We start from the raw sequence: 16,965 nt of genomic DNA on the forward strand, positions 1-16,965 counted from the left end.
CGGGCACCCCCGGCCGCCCGCCCGTCATGGCCTGGACGGCAGTGACGTCAGTTACCATTCAGGTCTCGCGAGCACGCAACTCAGCGGCACGCCCCCGTGACCGGTGAGCCACCGTGCTGGCAGGAATGGATGGGGCTATGAAAAACAATCCGCGCAACGGAAAGCTCAGATTCCGGCCCAACCCCCAGGGGCTGTGGTCCGAACACGCCGGAGACCCGCCCCTCACCCGCCAGCAAATCATCCGCGTCGCCCTCGCCCTGCTCGAGGGCGAGGGATTCGATGCATTCAGCATGCGGGGTCTCGCCACCGAGCTGGACATCAAGTCCCCGTCGCTCTACCACCATTTCCGCAGTAAAGAAGAACTGTTCGACCTGGTCGTCGACACCGTGCTCGGCGAGTGCGAACTGCCCGCGGACGACGGCACCGACTGGCGGGAACGGTTGGCCGAGGTCGCCCGCGAACTGCGCCGCGTGCTGATGACACACACCGAGGCCGCCCGTCTCATCACCGGCCGCGTTCCGCTCGGCCCGAATTGGCTGCGGGTAGCCGAATATGTCATCGGGACCCTGCGCAAGGCCGGCTTCAGTGACCAACTGGCCAACTACGCATACCTTGTCCTGATCTATTACGCGATCGGTTTCGTCAGCCAGGAGATCGCGTTCGGCGGCCCCGAGGTGGCCGGCCGTCGCCTGCAGGAGATGCACGATTTCGTCCGCACCCTGCCGCCCGACCGCTACCCCAACCTCGTCGCGGTTACCGGCCTGAACGACCGTGGCCTCACCGACCGATTCGAATTGGGCCTGTCCGGCATCCTCGGCGGTTTCGCCGACGAACTGGCCCGCAGCGGCGCCACCACCCCGTAAGATCCGATTCTCGGCGCGGCTCGTGACTATTCGCCGGCGATCAACGCGCGGCCCAAATTATGCAGAGGCCCCCCACCCGGATGGGTGAGGGGCCTCTGATCTGCAACTTCTCTGTAGCGGGGACAGGATTTGAACCTGCGACCTCTGGGTTATGAGCCCAGCGAGCTACCGAGCTGCTCCACCCCGCGTCGGTCTCTAAACCATACATGGGGGTGCGGGGTAGCGCGCAGCGGGGGTCGAACTCCTCAGGCCAGCACCGCCGAGAGCGGAATGTAGCGGCCCAACATGGCGTCGCCGGCCGCGTTCGGGTGGTAGCAATCGTTGCGCAGGTCGGCGATCATCACGGTCGGGTCGGCCGGGTCCCGCAGCACCGCGTCGAAGTCGAGCACCTCGTCGAACACCCCGCTGGTCCGGATCCACTCGTTCACGGCGAGCCGGTTGTTCTCCTTGTCGCTGCCGGCCGCGTTGCACATCGGCAGGATGGTGGCGCCGACGATCCGCAGGTGCCGGCCGTGCACCCGGTCGGCGATGCCCCGCATGGCGCCGATGACCTGCGCTGACGAGGCCGGTGGGGCGTTGTCGCCGCCACCGAGGTCGTTCGTGCCCTCGAGCAGCAGCACCGTGCGCAGGCCGGGCACCGAGAACACGTCCCGGTCGAGCCGCTGCGGCGCCGGCGGCCCGCAGCACTGGCCGGTCGGGTCGTACGGATTGGGTTGCACGCTCACGGTGTTGCCGGAGATCCCGGCGTTGGCCACGGCCACCCGGGCCGAGGCCGGCAACGCGTTGAGCCGGTCGGCGAGCACGTCGGTCCACCGCTGGCCGGGAGGCCCGGACGCGTTGTAACCATCCGTAATGGAGTCACCCAGGGTGACCAACGTCCCCTTCGCCGCCGGCCGGTCGGCGGTGACCAGGTCCAGCCACCAGGTCTGCCCCGGGTGATAGCCGGCCGCCGTGCTGCTGGTGTTGCCGGGTATCACCGGATACCCCGGGAAGGACGCGTCCGACGGATCGGCTGCAGTGTTCCCACCAGTGCCGATGTAGGAAGCGGGCGGGTCGTAGGCGAACGGCGGGAAGGTGTGGTCGTTCACCGGCGAGCCGGGCGCGTAGATACTGACCGCGACGTCCTGCTGCGCCTGCACGGTGACCGGCACCGAGTCACTGATGACCGACTGTCCCGGCGCGATAGTGACACTGCGTGCGCCGCGGAAGGTAAGCCGCTTGTTGCTGCCGTTGACGAGTTTCGGCGCACCGGGCGCGATCGGCCGGCCCAGCCAGGCTTCGCGAACGACGACGGGCGTGGAGCCGAACGGGTTGCCGAGGCGGACCCGGATGCCGCTGCCCGGCACCGAGACCCGAGCGATCTGCCGGACGGTGGCGTCCGGCGAAACGCCGTGAACGCCTTCAAGGGACGCGGACCAGACCCCAGCGGCACCGTGAGCAACGGCGGCTCCGCCAACGGCACCGGCCGAGTTGGCCGCACTGAGAGTCGGAACGGTGACGAGGGCAACCAACAGGCCCGTAATCCACCGGCGAGAAACAAAACGCACAGTGACCACCTCCATAGATCCCCGTCATATTGACACAGATCCATGGCCACGAGGCCCCTACCGCACCCACCAAGATGCTCGGCTCCACGGCCCACAGCGCGACGCCACCAAGCGCAAGCCACCCAATCCCCCTGCTCCACAGGGGGTAGGCGCAACCACGGCAGGGGGTGCGGCGCAACCAATCTCGAAAGCGCAACCACCGCAACGCGGGGCGTCCGGGGGCTCGGCCCCCGGAGCAGAAATGCGAAGAGGCCCCCGGTCCGCGCTTTCCGCAGACAGAGGGCCCCTAGGACTCGTAGCGGGGACAGGATTTGAACCTGCGACCTCTGGGTTATGAGCCCAGCGAGCTACCGAGCTGCTCCACCCCGCGTCGGCTCGTTAACACTAGCGCAACCCGGAGGCCGTCTCCAAACGGCCCCCGGGTCACGCACGTCACGTCAGCCCGTTGCGCTCGGCGCGGGGCTGGCTGGGGTGGATGCCGCGGGCGCGCTGGGCGACGTCGAGCCGGACGGGCTGGTCGTCGGGGTGGCGGTCGCGGTCTTCTGGACGTTCTGGAACTTGGTCATGGCCGCGTCCAGGGCTTGCAGCGCTTCGCCGTACTTGGCGAAGTCACCGGACTGCTGGGCCGCCTTGACGTTGGCGATGGCCTGGTCGAGTTCGGTGGCGGCCTGTTCGAGCTCGCTCGGCAACGTGGCCGGTGGCGTACCGCCGTTGTTGTTGTTGCCGGTTTGGCCCGGGTCCTCGCCGCTGGTGTTGCCGGCCTGTTTGCCCTGGTTGACAAGGGCTTGCAGGCCCGATTTCAGGTTGTCGGCCAGGACCACGTAGGTGCCGCCGTCGCCGTACGACATGAGGACCTTCTGCAGCAGTGGGGCCGCGTTTTCCTGGTTCCCGGTCTTCACGTAGACCGGTTCGACGTACAGGATTCCGCTTTCCACCGGCAGTGAGATCAGGTTGCCGTAGAGGACCTGAGCCTGGCTGTTGTTGGTCGACAGCAGGCTCAGCTGCTGTCTGACCGCGGCGTTGTTGGTCATCTTCTGATGGACCTGGACCGGTCCGGGGATGACCGTCTGATCGGGTAATTCGAGCACTTGCAAGGTGGGCTGGTTGTTGATGTAGGACCCGGATATCAGCGCGGCCATGTTCTCCCGGTTGGCCGGTGTGACGCTGGCGGTGAGCTGGAATCTGGTGTCGGTCTGTTCGGGCAGCTGGATGTTCAGGTAGTACGGCGGCTGTTTCACGTTGCTCGACGGCGAGTCGGGTGCGTTCGGCACCTGCCAGAAGTCCTGGCCGGAGAAGTACGCCCGGGGCTCGGTGACGTGGAACTTGGTGAGCAGGTTGCGCTGCACCTTGAACAGGTCCTGCGGGTACCGGAAGTGCTGCGCGAGGTCGGCCGGCGTTTCCGCCTTCGGGATGATCAGGTCGCCGCCGAAGGCCTTGTTCCAGGCTTTGAGGATCGGGTCCTGGTCGTCGAACTCGTACAGCTTGACCGTGCCGTCGTACGCGTCGACGGTGGCCTTCACCGAGTTGCGCATGTAGTTGACGTCGTCCCGGGCCAGCGCGAACGTACCCTGCCCGGTCAGTTCGTCCTTGGTCTCGTTGGCCAAGTTGATCTTCTGGGAGTACGGGTAGCTCGCCGACGTCGTGTAGCCGTCGAGGATCCACACGATCTTGCCGTCGACGGCGGCCGGATAGGGGTCACCGTCTATGGTCAGGAACGGCGCGACCTTCTCCACCCGGGAGCGCGGGTCGCGGATGTACATCAGCTTCGAGTCTTTGTTGACCGCGTCGGAGAGCAGGAAGTTGCTCTCGGTCAGCTTGATCGAGAAGACCAGCCGGCGGAGGAACGAGCCGACCGGCACGCCGCCCTTGCCGTCGTAGGTGTACAGCTCCTCGGCGTTGTTGTTGCTCTCCTGCGGCCGGTCGAACTCGACCTTCTTGTTCTTGTCCGTCTGACCGACGATGGCGTACTCGGTGGACTGCTCGCCGTAGTAGATGCGCGGCTGTTCGACCGGGATCTGGTCGCTCGCGGACGAGCAGTTGGCCTGCCGGTCCTCGTCGCCCAGGAAGCCGGAGACGAAGTACGGCAGACCGCCGCAGACGACCTGGTTGGCCGGGGCCGCCACCAGGCCGTAGCCGTGGGTGTAGACGGTGTGCCGGTTGAGCCAGTTCCGCTGCTGAGTGGTCAGCTTGTCGTCGTTGATCTCACGGGCGCCGACCACGTAGTCGGAGGTCTTGCCGGCCACCGTGTACCGGTCGACGTCGAGCTTCTTGCCGAAGTCGTAGAAGCCGCGGGACTGCTGCGACTGGGTGAATGCCTGGGACACGAGTTGCGGGTCGACGAGCCGGGCGTTCTGAGCGCTGATGTCGCTCGTCAGCCCGGCCTGTGGCGTCACCTGATTCGCCTGATATTGCGTGACTTTGGTGGTATCCAGCCCGAACGCGTTGCGGGTCGCGTTGATCGATCGCTGGATGTATGGCGCTTCCTTGTCGGCCAGGCTGGGCTTGACCGAGAAGTTCTGCACGGCCAGCGGGTAGATGCCGCCGATCGCGACGGCCGAGATGGCAAGCAGGCCGAGCGAGACGCCCGGCCACACCAGGTTTCGCATGCCGGCGTTGGAGAACACGATGATCGCGATGGCGACCACCACGGAGATGTACGCGAGGATCTCCTTGGCCGGCAACAGCGCGTTGACGTCGGTGTAGCCGGCGCCGTAGAGCCCCGGTGACACGTGCTGCTCGAGCAGCAGCGCACGCCGGTCCAGGATGTAGGCGACCGCCTTGAACAGCACGAACACCGCGACCAGCGTGGTCAGGTGGGCCCGCGCCGCGGTCGTCATCCGGTCGCCGACGCCCTGCAGCCGCACTCCGCCGAAGATGTAGTGGACGGCGAGCGCGCCGAGCACCGACAGCACCACGACGGTGAAGGCGACACCCAGCAGGTAGCGCCAGAGCGGGTAGTCGAAGACGTAGAAACCGATGTCCACCTTGAACTGCGGGTCGGTCACGCCGAACTTCTGCGAGTTCTGGAAGAGCATCCATTCTTTCCACCGGCCCTGTGCGGACAGTCCGGCGAAGAACCCGATGATCACGCAGAGGACGGTGATCCAGGTGCCCAGGCGCGGGCCGATCACCATCCGGTAGCGCTCGAGGGTGGCCTGCTCGGCCGAGTGCGGCCGCAGCAGGGGACGAAGTCGGTAGGCGAGGTAAAGGTTGGCTCCGATGACCAGCGCGACGGCAAGACCGACGGCCAGGAACAGCAGAACCCGTGTTATGAGTACGCCGGAGAAGACGTTCACGAAGTCGACCTCGTTGAACCAGAGGTAGTCCGTGTAAGCGTCGATGCCCCAACCGAGCAGTGTGAATAAGAGGAAGACCCCGACCAGGACGCCGACGGTGACGCGACCGCGCCGGCTCATCCTCGGAAGAGGGCTGTTACGCATGACCAACGTGGGCTCCACACATCATTTGGGGTGGCGGTGTCTCACATTACGACATCTGTCACGAAGCCGAGCACGGCTTCGGGGTGCCGCCGGAGGTGAAGGTCTTGAGTGCGGTGAGCGCGTCGTCCACCGTGGCCACCTCGGCCATCGGCAGACCGTCCACCGCGTTCTTCAGAGCTTCGGCGCAGTTGTCCTTCGGCACCAGGAAGATTTGAGCGCCGGCGCTCTTCGCACCGACCAGCTTCTGCGGGATGCCACCGATCGGGCCGACGTTGCCGTTGTCGTCGATCGTGCCGGTCCCTGCAATGATCTTGCCGCCGGTCAGGTCCTCCGGCATCAGCTTGTCCATGATCCCGAGCGTGAACATGAGACCGGCGCTCGGGCCGCCGATCTTGTCGAGGTCGATCTTCACCTTGAACGGGTACGGCTGCTTCTTCTCGATCTCGATGCCCAGGCGCGGCGTCTTGCCGTCGTCACCGGCCTTCGTGGTGATCTGCGCGGTGCCGGCCTTGCCCGAGCGGGTGTAGGCGAGAGTGAAGGTGGTGCCGACCGGCTTGGCCCGGATGACGTCGGTCAGCTTGGTCGGGTCGGTGATCTTCGTGCCGTCCACCGCGGTGATCTGGTCGCCGGCCTGCAGCAAGCCGGTGGCCGCGCCGCCCGCGGTCACGCTCTTGACCCAGGTCTGCTCCGGGTAGCCGAGCTTGGTGAGCGCGACCGTGACCGCGCTCTCCTGCGACGCGGTCCACTCCTGCGCGTTCTGCTGCTCGACCTGCTTCTCGGTGGTGTCCGGCGGGTAGATCAGGGCGCGCGGAACCACCGCGTCCTTGTGGCTGAACCAGCCGCTGATCGCCCAGACGAGCTCGACCTGCGACTGGACGTTGACCGTGGTCAGCCGCAACTGCCCGGCGGAGGTCGTCGTCTTCGCGTCCGTCACCTGGATGACCTCGGTACCGTTGCTGGAACCGAGCGTGTTCACCGTGGGCCCCGGCTTCAGCACGACATACGGCAGGGGTGCCGCCATGACACCGACTGCCAGCAGTGCGGTGAGCAGGGCGCCGAGGATTACGGTGACACCGCGACGTCTCATGCGCGTGAGACTATCGCCCCACCCTGAGTTCTCTCTGAGCTGACACCGCCATCCGTCCGGAGCGGGCGTTTCGCGCGTACGGTTGACTACGTGCCTGATATCCCGTTCGGCTTCTCACTGCCGGGCGCCCAGCCGCCCGACCCCTCCGACCCGCAGCAGATGCAGCAGTTCATGGCGCAACTGCAGCAGATGTTCGCCGGTGGCCCCGACAACGGCCCGGTCAATTGGGACCTGGCCCGGCAGGTCGCGGCCAGCCAGCTGTCCGGGTCCGGCGACCCGGCGGTGACCATGTACGAACGCCACCACGTCGAGGAGGCACTGCGCCTCGCCGACCTGTGGCTCGACCCCGTCTCGGCGCTGCCCAGCGGCATCCGGACCGCAGCGGCGTGGAACCGCAACGAGTGGATCTTCAACACCCTCGACGTCTGGAAGAAGCTCTGCGACCCGATCGCCGGCCGGATGGTCGGCGCGATGGGCGACCTCGTCCCCGATGAGGCGAAAGCACAGCTCGGCCCGATGCAGTCGATGGTCGCCACGCTCGGCGGCGCACTCTTCGGTGGTCAGCTCGGGCAGGCGCTCGGCCAGCTCGCCGCCGAGGTGCTCTCGGCGGGCGACATCGGGCTTCCGCTCGGGCCGAGCGGCACGGCCGCGCTGGTCCCGGCCAACATCAAGGCGTACGGCGAGGGCCTCGAGATCCCCGAGGACCAGGTCCGGCTGTATGTCGCTTTGCGCGAGGCGGCCCACCAGCGGCTGTTCGGGCACGTTCCGTGGCTGCGGGCGCACGTCCTGACCGCCGTGGAGACCTACGCGAACGGCATCACGGTCAACCGCGAGGCGATCGAGGAGGCGATGAGCCGGGTCGACCCGAGCGATCCCGAGTCGATGCAGGCCATGGCACTCGAGGGCATCTTCACGCCGGAGGACACGCCGCAGCAGAAGGCGAGCCTGGCCCGGCTGGAGACGGCGCTGGCGCTGATCGAGGGCTGGGTCGGCCACGTGGTCGACGCGGCCGCCGGTGACCGGCTGCCCAGCGTCGTGGCGCTGGGTGAGGCGTTCCGTCGCCGCCGCGCGGCCGGCGGTCCGGCCGAGCAGACCTTCGCCGCCCTGGTCGGCCTCGAGCTGCGCCCGCGCCGCCTGCGGGAGGCCGGCGTCCTCTGGGCGGCGGTCACCGAGCAGCGCGGCATCCAGGGCCGGGACGCCCTGTGGGGCCACCCCGACCTGCTGCCCACCGACGAAGACTTCGCCAACCCGCAGGTCTTCGCCCAGGGCAGCACCGACTGGGACATCAGCGAGCTGGACGACCTCGACAAGGGCGATAACCCCGAGAAGTAGAGCATCAGGTGTGGCGGCGGCTCTCCCGGAGTGGAGGGCCGCTGCTTTCATCCGCCGAGCAGTGCCCGGGTGTTCTCCCAGCCCTCCAGGGCCGGGTCGAGCGTCGCCAACTCGGCCGGGCTGCGCAGCCGCCGCCACTCCGGCGTGCTGGTGACGTCGCCGGGCTGCGGGGCCGTCCTGCGCAGGAGCTGGGCCGACGCCCCGTCGAGATCGTGGTCGACCAGCCACTCCGGCGCCGGCAGGCTGGTGGCGACGCCCATGAGCCCGTTTCCCGGCCCGCCCGGCGCGACGGTCACGGCTTTGTTCTCCAGTGGGCTCAGCAGTTTCCCCAGGATCATCCCGGGCACGTCGGCGGCGTCGGCCGCGATGACGGCGGCCTGGTCGAACCCGTCCGCCGCGGCGGCCGCGAACACCGGCAGGTAGGTCGCGGTCGGCACCTGGTAGATCCGCATCCCCGGCCAGGCGATCTCCTCGGCCAGTTCGCGGTCCTCGGCGGTGGCGGCGATGGCCGCTTCCGCCTGGGCGAGCCGCGCGAGCAGGTCGACCACGTCCTCGGCGAGAGCGGCCCGCCACGCCGCGAGATCAACGCCAGGAGGACTCCACTCGACCGGCACCAGAAGCACCGCAACCACGCGTCGGACCACGCGCCAACCCTAGTCGTCGCCGAGGACCAGCCCGGTGGCGGCGGAGATGCCCTCCAGGTAGCCGCGGGCGCGCTCGGCCCTCGGATAGCGGCTGACCAGTTCCCAGAAGTCGGCGCTGTGGCTGGGGACGACCAGGTGGGCCAGCTCGTGCAGCAGCACGTAGTCGATCACCCAGTCGGGCATCTCCTGGATGCGGTGGGAGATGCGGATCGTGCCGTCGTCGGGCGTGCAGGAGCCCCAGCGGCCGTTCTGATTGGTCACCCAGCGGACGCTGGCCGGAACCACCCGATGGGCGTGGTCGGCCAGGTAGCGGGATTTCAGGCGTTGGGCGCGGGCCAGCAGCTCTTCGTCGGTGCGGCGAATGCGCTCCTCGCGGGCGGCGAGGCGGGCGAGCATCCGCTCGACCCACTCCATCTCCTCGGCCCGGGAGAACCGGTCCGGGATGAGGACGACCACGCGCTCACCATCACGGTACGCGGACACCGTGCGACGCCGGCGCTGGCTGCGCCGCACTTCGACGACAGGCTTGCGCGTCCGGGCCATTACCGGCTCGCGCGGCCCAGATTCGGGTTCACGTTGAGACGCTAATCCGTGAGACCCATGTCACCGCAAGAGTACGGCCGATGACACGTGTCAGATATGAGCGCTTCGTCCCGGTATAACCGAAAAAATTTTCCAGGCCCGCAACATTCGACTCCAGTTCGCCAAACTAGCGCACGCGACGTTGTTGGCAAAACGCGCTGAAAGTCCGCTTAAGCCTGGTTTGACAGTAATTACCGGCGTGTTTGGGCGTAACTTCGCGAAAAGGGCGATTTCTCCCGGCACACTCACGACGGCGGCGACACCGCCGGCGCTGCTGACCTGGCTTATTCATGACTGGCTGACATGGAAAGGGCCGCTCGTGGGTAGTGCCGCCCCTGGCGGGTGGCCACCATCCACGCGGCCGGGGACGGTCAAGCGCCAAGCAGCTCGCGGCCTGCCGCCGCGAACAGACATCGGGCCGACCCCGGCCGACGACACGACTAGGAGGAACCGTGGCCGACAACACGTACAACGGCTATTGCGTGAAGTGCAAGGAGAAGCGCGACTTCCAGGGCACCGTGGAGGTCTCGAAGACCGGCATGAACATGGCGAAGGGCAAGTGCCCCGTCTGCGGCACGACCGTGAACCGGATCCTGGGCAAGGCCAAGGCCTGATTCACGCTTACGGGTAGAGCGGCGTCGCCTGCGCCGCTCTACCCATAACCGTGTCGGAACCGACACGTTGAGTAAGTGTGGATAGCGGGACCAGCCTGTGGATAACTCGTCTGTAGCTGTGGACAACCCGCTCTACGGACCGGACGGTCCTGTGGACAACCAACTCACTCCGCATGGCATCGGTGACACGCTGTCACCGTGATTCGTCCCACCCTCATCCCCGGCCTCCCCCGCATCTGGTGTCCCGACGGCCAGCTGCAGCTGGGCTCCGATCCGGCCCGTGCGCTGCGGTTACGTCTCCCCGATCGGCGTGCCGCGCAGGTGCTCGACCTGCTCGACGGCACCCGCACCGAGCGCCTGATCCTGCTACGGGCCGCCGAGATCGGCATCTCTCCCGACGAGTGCCGTTCCCTGCTGTCGACCCTGCAGGACGCCGGGCTCGTGTTACCCCGCTCCGCCCTTCGCCCACCGGCCGCCCGGCTGGCCGGCGAGGCGGCCGCGCTCGCCCTGCACGGTGCGGGGCCGCCGGCCGATTTCCTGCGCCGCCGGCAGGCCGCCCGGGTGGTGCTGGCCGGTCACGGCCGGCTCGGCGCCGGCATCGCGGTGGCGCTCGCCGAGGCCGGCGTCGGGCACGTGCAACCCGATCTTTCCGGCGCGGTCCGGCCGGGCGAACTGGCCGGCGGACCGCTTCGCGCGTCCGACATCGGCAAACCCCGGCGCGCGGCGATCGTCGAGGCGATGAGCCGGGCCGCACCGGAGGTGCTCCATGGGGTACGCCGGACAACCGCGACTCTGCTCGTCCAGTTCGACCACGAGCAGCCCGTGAGTCTGCTGGCCGCCGCCCTGTTCGGCCGCCGTCAGCCACACCTGGCCGTGACCATCCGCCAGGGCGCCGCGGTGATCGGCCCCCTCGTGCCGGCGACCGGCGGCCCCTGCCTCAACTGCCTCGCCCTGCACCGTCGCGACCGGGACGCGGAGTGGCCGGACCAGCCCGGGACGGCTGCCACCGTCGCCGAGCCGTGCACGGTCACCACGGTGCTGACCGCCACCGCGTTTGCGGCCGCCGAGGTGCTGGCGTTCCTCGACGGCGGCAGCCCGCAGACCGCCGGCGCCACCGTCGAGATCACCGGCCCGGGCCGGGTCCGCCGCCGCACCTGGACCCCGCATCCGGTCTGCACCTGTGGCCGGCCATGACTTTTCTCGTGCCGCTTCTCTCGGACTTTTCGCACATCCTGGGGCGAAGGCCACCCAGCTGGGCAGTCACTTGGCAAAGCGTCAGTAAGAATGATCGGGTGACCGACATTCCGCGTCGTGCCGCGTCCCGCACCGCGAAGCTGGCAGCGCTGCCCCTGGGGTTCGCCGGGCGTGCCGCCCTGGGGCTGGGCAAGCGCGCGGTGGGGATCGCCTCCGACGTCATTTCCGCCGACATCCAGCAGCGCACCGCCGAGCAGTTGTTCAGCGTCCTGGGCCAGCTCAAGGGCGGTGCGATGAAGTTCGGCCAGGCGCTGTCGGTCTTCGAGGCCGCCCTGCCCGAGGAGATGGCAGGCCCCTACCGGCAGGCCCTGACCAAGCTCCAGGAGGCCGCGCCGCCGATGCCGGTGGCCAGCCTGCACAAGGCCCTCGCCGAGCAGCTCGGGCCGGAGTGGCGGGACCGCTTCGCCGAGTTCGACGACAGTCCGGCCGCCGCGGCCAGCATCGGCCAGGTGCACCGGGCGGTGTGGAAACTGCCCCCGGCCCGCAAGAACGCGAAACCCAAGACGATCGCCGTCGCGGTGAAGGTGCAATATCCGGGTGCCGGCGAGGCCCTGCTGGCCGACCTCAAGCAGCTGTCCCTGCTGGCCGGCATGTTCAAGATCATTCAACCGGGCATGGACATCAAGCCGCTGCTGGCCGAGCTACGAGAGCGGATCACCGAGGAGCTCGACTACGCGATGGAGGCGGAGACCCAGACGGCCTTCGCCACCGCGTTCGCCGACGACGACGAGATCTACGTGCCACGGGTGATCGCCTCGGCGCCGCGGGTGCTGATCACCGAGTGGGTCGACGGCACCCCGCTGGCCAAGGTGATCAGCGAGGGCACCCAGGAGGAACGCGACGAGGCCGGGCGGCTGATGGCCACCCTGCACTTCTCGGCGCCGGCCCGGGCCGGTCTGCTGCACGCCGACCCGCACCCCGGCAACTTCCGCATCCTGCCCGACGGCCGGCTCGGCGTGATCGACTTCGGCGCGGTGGCGCGACTGCCCGGCGGCCATCCCGAGCCGATCGGGCGGCTGGTGCGGCTCGCCCTCGACGGCGATGCCGACGGGGTCGCGAGCGGCCTGCGTGAGGAGGGCTTCATCAAGCCCGGCGACGAGATCGACGCCGAGGCCGTGCTGAAATTCCTCCGGCCGATGATCGAGCCGCTCGCGGTCGACGAGTTCCGGTTCACCCGCAGCTGGCTGCGCGGCGAGGCGACCCGGCTGACCAGCCCGAAATCCCCGGCCTACCAACTGAGCCGCAAGCTCAACCTGCCGCCCTCCTATCTGCTGATCCACCGGGTGACGCTGGGCTCGATCGGGGTGCTCTGCCAACTCGAGGCCGAAGCGCCCTATCGGGAGATCGTCGAGAAGTGGCTGCCCGGATTCGCACCGGTCGGGTGACTCCCGCGCCGGCCGCCATGATTCGATGAGGGACATGGACAGCGCGGGGCACATCGACGATCTTGGAAGCTTCATCTCGGCGTCGCCGAGTTCCTATCACGCGGCGGCCGAAGTGGCCCGGCGTCTCCGCGACGCCGGCTACACCACGCTCGACGAGGCGGCCGACTGGCGCGAGATCGTGCGGCCCGGCGCCCGGCTGGTGCTGGTCCGCGACGGCGCGGTGATCGCTCTGGCGCTCCCGTCCGAGGCGGGCCCGGCCACGCCGTTCCGCGTCCTCGGCGCGCACACCGATTCCCCCACGTTCAAGCTCAAACCGCGGCCGGCCCTGTCCGCGTACGGCTGGCTGCAGGCCGGCGTCGAGGTGTACGGCGGGCCGATCATCGCCTCCTGGTTCGACCGCGAGCTCGAGTTCGCGGGCCGGCTCGTCGACACCGCAGGCACCGTGCACCTGGTTCGCACCGGCCCGTTCGCCCGCATCCCGCACCTGGCCATCCACCTGGACCGGGACGTCAACACGTCGTTCGCCCCCGACAAGCAGCGCGACACCCAGCCGATCTTCGGCGTCGCCGGCCCCGACGTGCTCACCCATCTGGCCCGAGCCGCCGGCCTCTCCTCGGCCGGCGGCATCGCCGGGTTCGACGTGGTCTCGGTCGACTCGGCCGCGCCGGCCCGGTTCGGTGCGGACGGCTCGCTGTTCGCCGCGGCCCGGCTGGACAACCTGTCCTCGGTGCACGCCGGCCTGACCGCCCTGTTGCGGACGTCGCCGGGCAGTGCGATCGCGGTGCTGGCCGCCTTCGACCACGAGGAGATCGGCTCGGAAAGCCGCTCGGGCGCCGCCGGACCGCTGCTCTCCGACGTGCTGGAGCGGGTTTCGGCCGCGCTCGGCGGTGACCGGTCCGACCTGGCCCGCGCGATCTTCGGCTCGTGGTGCCTGTCCGCCGACGCCGGCCACGCCGTACACCCCAACAAGCCGGAGCGGCACGACCCGGCCAACCGTCCGGTGGCCGGCGGCGGCCCGCTGTTGAAGATCAACGCCAACCAGCGCTACACGACCGACGCGGTGGGCGCCGCGCTCTGGGCCCGCACCTGCGAAAAGGCCGGCGTCCCGTTCCAGGAGTTCGTCTCCCACAACGCGGTTCCCTGCGGCTCCACGATCGGCCCGATCATCGCGGTCCGCATCGGCATCCCCACCCTGGACGTCGGCACCCCATTGCTCTCCATGCACTCGGCCCGCGAGCTCTGCCACGTCGACGACCCGACCCGCCTGTCGGCCGCCGCCGAGGTCTTCTTCACCGGCCTCCCCTAACCCGGCCCGCCGATCCCGCCAAACCCGGCCACGCGCCCGCCGATGCCCGGCAGCCTGGCCCGCGCCGTCGATGCCCGGCAGCCTGGCCCGCGCCGTCGATGGCCGCCTAGCCCCGGCCCGCCGGTCCCGCCGGCTTTGACCCCAAGCCGGCCCGATCCAGGCCGGGCCCTTGGCCCGGCGGCCCTGATCTTGGACGGCTCCGTCCGCCGGTGTTGGTTGGCGACATAGCGAAGGCCCGTCCGCGCTCGGCGCGGACGGGCCTATCAGTTACGAGTGGTTGTCAGTGGGTCAGTAGCGCCCGCCGCCGAGTTCGCGCGAGGCCCGGTGAAGGGACTGCATAGCGACCTGGCGAGCGGGGCGGTGCGCCTCAGGTGTGTAGTCACGCTGAGGCCGACGCATTCGGGCCCTGGACAACGCTTCGTGGAGAAGTCTCATTTTGGTGGCTCCAGTCGTGTTCATCTCGATGCTCGGCTTTCGGGTTACGGCCGGTTCGGCCTCGGGGAGGGCGATGCTGCTGTTCATGTCAGGCCGCCAGGCGAACCTGGTTGCGGGACTCGAGGCCGTTCGCGGCAAGCCGCTCCTCGACCTCGACGGCAAGCTCGGCGTCGCGCGCCACGTCCGACTTACGCGGACGGCCACGCGGCCGCTTGCGGGGAACCACGGCACCCCGCTCGAAGATCTCGCCGCCCCAGACGCCCCAGGGCTCGTTCCGCTCGACCGCACCGGCCAGGCACTCGACGCGCAGCGGGCAGTCCCCGCAGAGCGACTTGGCCAGTTCCAGCTGGGCCGGGGAGTCCGAGAACCACAGGTCCGGGTCGAACTTCCGGCAGGGCAGGTTTGCCTCGATGTCGACGCTCACGTCGATCGGGGCCAGCGCCAGACTCATAAAGCCCGGTCACCTCTCTCTTCTTCAGCGATCTTCTGGATCGTCGGGTCGTGCACCGGCCTGTAGGCCGGCAAAAAATTAAGGCCGCGGATCCCTTTACGGGTTCCGCGGCCTCGAGGTGAGCCGGAGGTCTGGTTATCAGACCGGCCTTCCTCGAGGCGGGACGCCACTGCCACCATCCGCGTAACGCTTCATGGAGACGCTGGAGCCCTTGAACCCAGTGGTGCCATTGGTGCCATTGATTCCGTCGGTGAGCGTCAGGACCTGAGCCAGCTCGGCCTGGGCCTGGACCTGGTGCACCCGCGAAACCGGGGCCCGCTCGGCGGCAAGAATTGCCATCGGTCGGACGATTTCGGCCGGAATCCAAGCCCGCTCAGCCACCAGCGCCACGGGGGCCACCGGCGGAGCCGACATTGCTGCCACAGAAGCGGCGGCAGTCGGCAACAGAGCGGACGGAGCGCAGGCACGGGTCAGCGGCAGCGACGGCTGCGTCATCGTGTAGATCTCCATCTCTGCCACCTCCTCCATCTGCGATGCACTCGTCGTTCGTTTTCCCTTGTAGAGCAGGCCGCTCGCCAAGGTGTGCTCTGAGGCTAAGCCTCCCCTACAAGGGAGGGCAAACGAATTAACGGACTAGTTTTCAAAGTTTTTTGACGAGGCTTCGTCGGGCGTCGCGCCACCCACGAGAGCGAAGACGGCGGCACCGTACTGACCGAGCTTTCGGGGACCGATCCCGGCGATCCCCAGCAGTTCCGCCGGGTTGCTCGGGCGCCGCTCCGCCATGGCCACCAGCGTCGCGTCGGTGAACACCACGTAAGCAGGGACTTTGAGCCCGGCCGCGGTTTCCGCCCGCCAGGCCGTGAAACGGTCGAGAAGGTCCTGGTCGAGGTCGGACGGGCAGCTCGGGCAGCGACCCATCTTGCGATCGGCCCCGGCCAGCAGGGCTGCCCCGCAGATGCGGCACGAGGACACCTGGGAGCGCCGACGGTCGGGTTTCCGACTCCGGTCGGTGACCCCCGCCCGTTCGGTCGGCGAATTGCGCTCCAGCTGCGGCAGGAAGCGGCACGGACGGCGCGCCCGGCCGCTGCCGGACCGCGTCTGACCATAGGAAAGCCACAACCACTCGCGGGCCCGGGTCACCCCGACGTAGAGCAGGCGGCGCTCCTCCTCCAATTGCTCGGGCGTCTTCGCGTACGTCGTCGGGAGCGTGCCGTCGGCCAGGCCGACCAGAAAGACCGCGTCCCATTCGAGGCCCTTGGCCGAGTGAAGTGAGGCGAGCGTCACACCCGCGACCGTGGGTGCGTGCTGCTGCTCGACCCGCCGGGCCAACTCGTCGTTGAACGCGGACAGCGTGACGTCCCGCTGCACCGCGCCGGCTTGGCCGATCGGCTCGAGGGTGGGCGCTTTCGAATACTCCTCGGCCAGGGTGACCAGCGCGGCGAGCGCCTCCCACTGCTCGCGGGCCGCCCCGCCCGGCGGTGGTTGCTCCCGCGCCCACCCGGTCGCCGCGAGCGCCTCGACCACCGCCTGCACCAGCGGCGTCTCGCCCGGCGTGGAACGCACGGCCGCGCGCAGCGCGATCATCGCCTGCCGGACCTCGGGCCGCTCGAAGAACCGCTCGGCGCCGCGCACCACGTAGGGCACCTCGGCCTCGGCGAGCGCCTCCTCATAAACCTCGGACTGGGCGTTGATGCGGAACAGCACGGCGATCTCGCTGGCCGGGGTGCCGGTGGCGATCAGCTCACGGCAGCGCCGGGCCACCGCGGCGGCCTCGCCCGCCTCGTCGGGGAAGATCTTCAACTCCGGCTCGGCGCCGGGCGGACGCTGGCCGACCAGCTCGAGCCGGAGCCGGGCCTCGTTACCGCGCGCCTGCCGGATCACGGCGTTGGCCAGGCCGACCACCTGCGGGGTCGAGCGGTAGTCGCGGACCAGCCGGATCACCACGGCGTTGCGCCGCTGCCGGGGAAAGTCGATCAGGTAGCTCGAGGTGGCCCCGGTGAACGAGTAGATCGTCTGGCTGGCGTC

At 68.9% G+C, this 16,965-nt stretch carries 14 protein-coding genes and 2 tRNA genes; 6 read left to right on the plus strand and 10 right to left on the minus strand.

Annotated elements, in window-relative coordinates; genetic code table 11:
* The first annotated feature begins 137 nt into the window (after positions 1-137).
* Positions 138-863 carry a TetR/AcrR family transcriptional regulator gene (locus tag Ato02nite_RS22015; protein WP_213008480.1) on the plus strand — a complete coding sequence of 242 codons (726 nt, stop codon included), beginning with the start codon at positions 138-140 and terminating at the stop codon, positions 861-863.
* Between the two features lie 114 nt (positions 864-977).
* On the opposite strand, the gene Ato02nite_RS22020 is transcribed toward Ato02nite_RS22015, so the two are convergent.
* The 5 genes from Ato02nite_RS22020 to Ato02nite_RS22040 all read right to left on the minus strand — a co-directional run bounded on the left by Ato02nite_RS22020 (position 978) and on the right by Ato02nite_RS22040 (position 6,937).
* A tRNA-Met gene (locus tag Ato02nite_RS22020) sits at positions 978-1,051 on the minus strand.
* 57 nt (positions 1,052-1,108) lie between these two features.
* The gene (locus Ato02nite_RS22025) at positions 1,109-2,374 is read right to left on the minus strand and encodes a GDSL-type esterase/lipase family protein (protein WP_246607300.1); all 1,266 of its coding nucleotides are present in this window, start codon (positions 2,372-2,374) and stop codon (positions 1,109-1,111) included.
* A 332-nt stretch (positions 2,375-2,706) separates the two neighbouring features.
* Positions 2,707-2,780 (minus strand) — tRNA-Met (locus tag Ato02nite_RS22030).
* Positions 2,781-2,847: 67 nt separating this feature from the next.
* Entirely contained in the window at positions 2,848-5,826 is a 2,979-nt protein-coding gene (locus Ato02nite_RS22035; protein WP_213008482.1) for a UPF0182 family membrane protein, read from the minus strand.
* An 82-nt stretch (positions 5,827-5,908) separates the two neighbouring features.
* On the minus strand, positions 5,909-6,937 hold the full coding sequence (locus tag Ato02nite_RS22040; RefSeq protein WP_213008483.1) for a YlbL family protein: 1,029 nt from the start codon (positions 6,935-6,937) through the stop codon (positions 5,909-5,911).
* A 90-nt stretch (positions 6,938-7,027) separates the two neighbouring features.
* On the opposite strand from Ato02nite_RS22040, the gene Ato02nite_RS22045 reads away from it, so the two are divergent.
* Positions 7,028-8,269 carry a zinc-dependent metalloprotease gene (locus tag Ato02nite_RS22045; protein ID WP_213008484.1) on the plus strand — a complete coding sequence of 414 codons (1,242 nt, stop codon included), beginning with the start codon at positions 7,028-7,030 and terminating at the stop codon, positions 8,267-8,269.
* A 47-nt stretch (positions 8,270-8,316) separates the two neighbouring features.
* Here Ato02nite_RS22045 and Ato02nite_RS22050 read toward each other — a convergent pair whose 3' ends face one another.
* Together Ato02nite_RS22050 and Ato02nite_RS22055 are read right to left on the minus strand one after the other, a co-directional pair.
* On the minus strand, positions 8,317-8,913 hold the full coding sequence (locus tag Ato02nite_RS22050) for a hypothetical protein (RefSeq protein ID WP_213008485.1): 597 nt from the start codon (positions 8,911-8,913) through the stop codon (positions 8,317-8,319).
* Positions 8,914-8,922: 9 nt separating this feature from the next.
* Positions 8,923-9,456, minus strand: coding sequence for a M48 metallopeptidase family protein (locus tag Ato02nite_RS22055; RefSeq protein ID WP_213008486.1), 534 nt, complete (start codon positions 9,454-9,456; stop codon positions 8,923-8,925).
* A 491-nt stretch (positions 9,457-9,947) separates the two neighbouring features.
* Between Ato02nite_RS22055 and Ato02nite_RS22060 the strand changes: the two genes are divergently transcribed.
* The 4 genes from Ato02nite_RS22060 (at position 9,948) to Ato02nite_RS22075 (ending at position 14,054) form a co-directional block, all read left to right on the plus strand.
* Positions 9,948-10,109 (plus strand): DUF5679 domain-containing protein, encoded by a 162-nt coding sequence (locus Ato02nite_RS22060; RefSeq protein ID WP_015625326.1) that lies wholly within the window; start codon positions 9,948-9,950, stop codon positions 10,107-10,109.
* A gap of 198 nt (positions 10,110-10,307) precedes the next feature.
* Positions 10,308-11,303, plus strand: a complete 996-nt coding sequence (locus Ato02nite_RS22065; protein ID WP_213008487.1) for a hypothetical protein — start codon at positions 10,308-10,310, stop codon at positions 11,301-11,303.
* 98 nt (positions 11,304-11,401) lie between these two features.
* The gene (locus tag Ato02nite_RS22070) at positions 11,402-12,748 is read left to right on the plus strand and encodes an ABC1 kinase family protein (protein ID WP_213008488.1); all 1,347 of its coding nucleotides are present in this window, start codon (positions 11,402-11,404) and stop codon (positions 12,746-12,748) included.
* Between the two features lie 25 nt (positions 12,749-12,773).
* Positions 12,774-14,054 carry a M18 family aminopeptidase gene (locus Ato02nite_RS22075; protein WP_246607301.1) on the plus strand — a complete coding sequence of 427 codons (1,281 nt, stop codon included), beginning with the start codon at positions 12,774-12,776 and terminating at the stop codon, positions 14,052-14,054.
* A 523-nt stretch (positions 14,055-14,577) separates the two neighbouring features.
* Here the strand turns inward: Ato02nite_RS22075 and Ato02nite_RS22080 are convergent.
* From Ato02nite_RS22080 to Ato02nite_RS22090, 3 genes are all read right to left on the minus strand, one after another.
* Positions 14,578-14,940: a WhiB family transcriptional regulator gene (locus Ato02nite_RS22080; RefSeq protein WP_203812461.1), complete on the minus strand. Its 363-nt coding sequence runs from the start codon at positions 14,938-14,940 to the stop codon at positions 14,578-14,580.
* 138 nt (positions 14,941-15,078) lie between these two features.
* Positions 15,079-15,450, minus strand: a complete 372-nt coding sequence (locus Ato02nite_RS22085) for a hypothetical protein (protein WP_213008489.1) — start codon at positions 15,448-15,450, stop codon at positions 15,079-15,081.
* A gap of 123 nt (positions 15,451-15,573) precedes the next feature.
* Positions 15,574-16,965, minus strand: a 1,392-nt coding sequence (locus Ato02nite_RS22090; RefSeq protein WP_213008490.1) for an ATP-dependent DNA helicase UvrD2, incomplete at its 5' end; no start/stop codon positions are given.

The organism is Paractinoplanes toevensis (genome assembly GCF_018332695.1).
In the GTDB taxonomy this organism is placed as follows: Bacteria; Actinomycetota; Actinomycetes; order Mycobacteriales; family Micromonosporaceae; genus Actinoplanes; species Actinoplanes toevensis.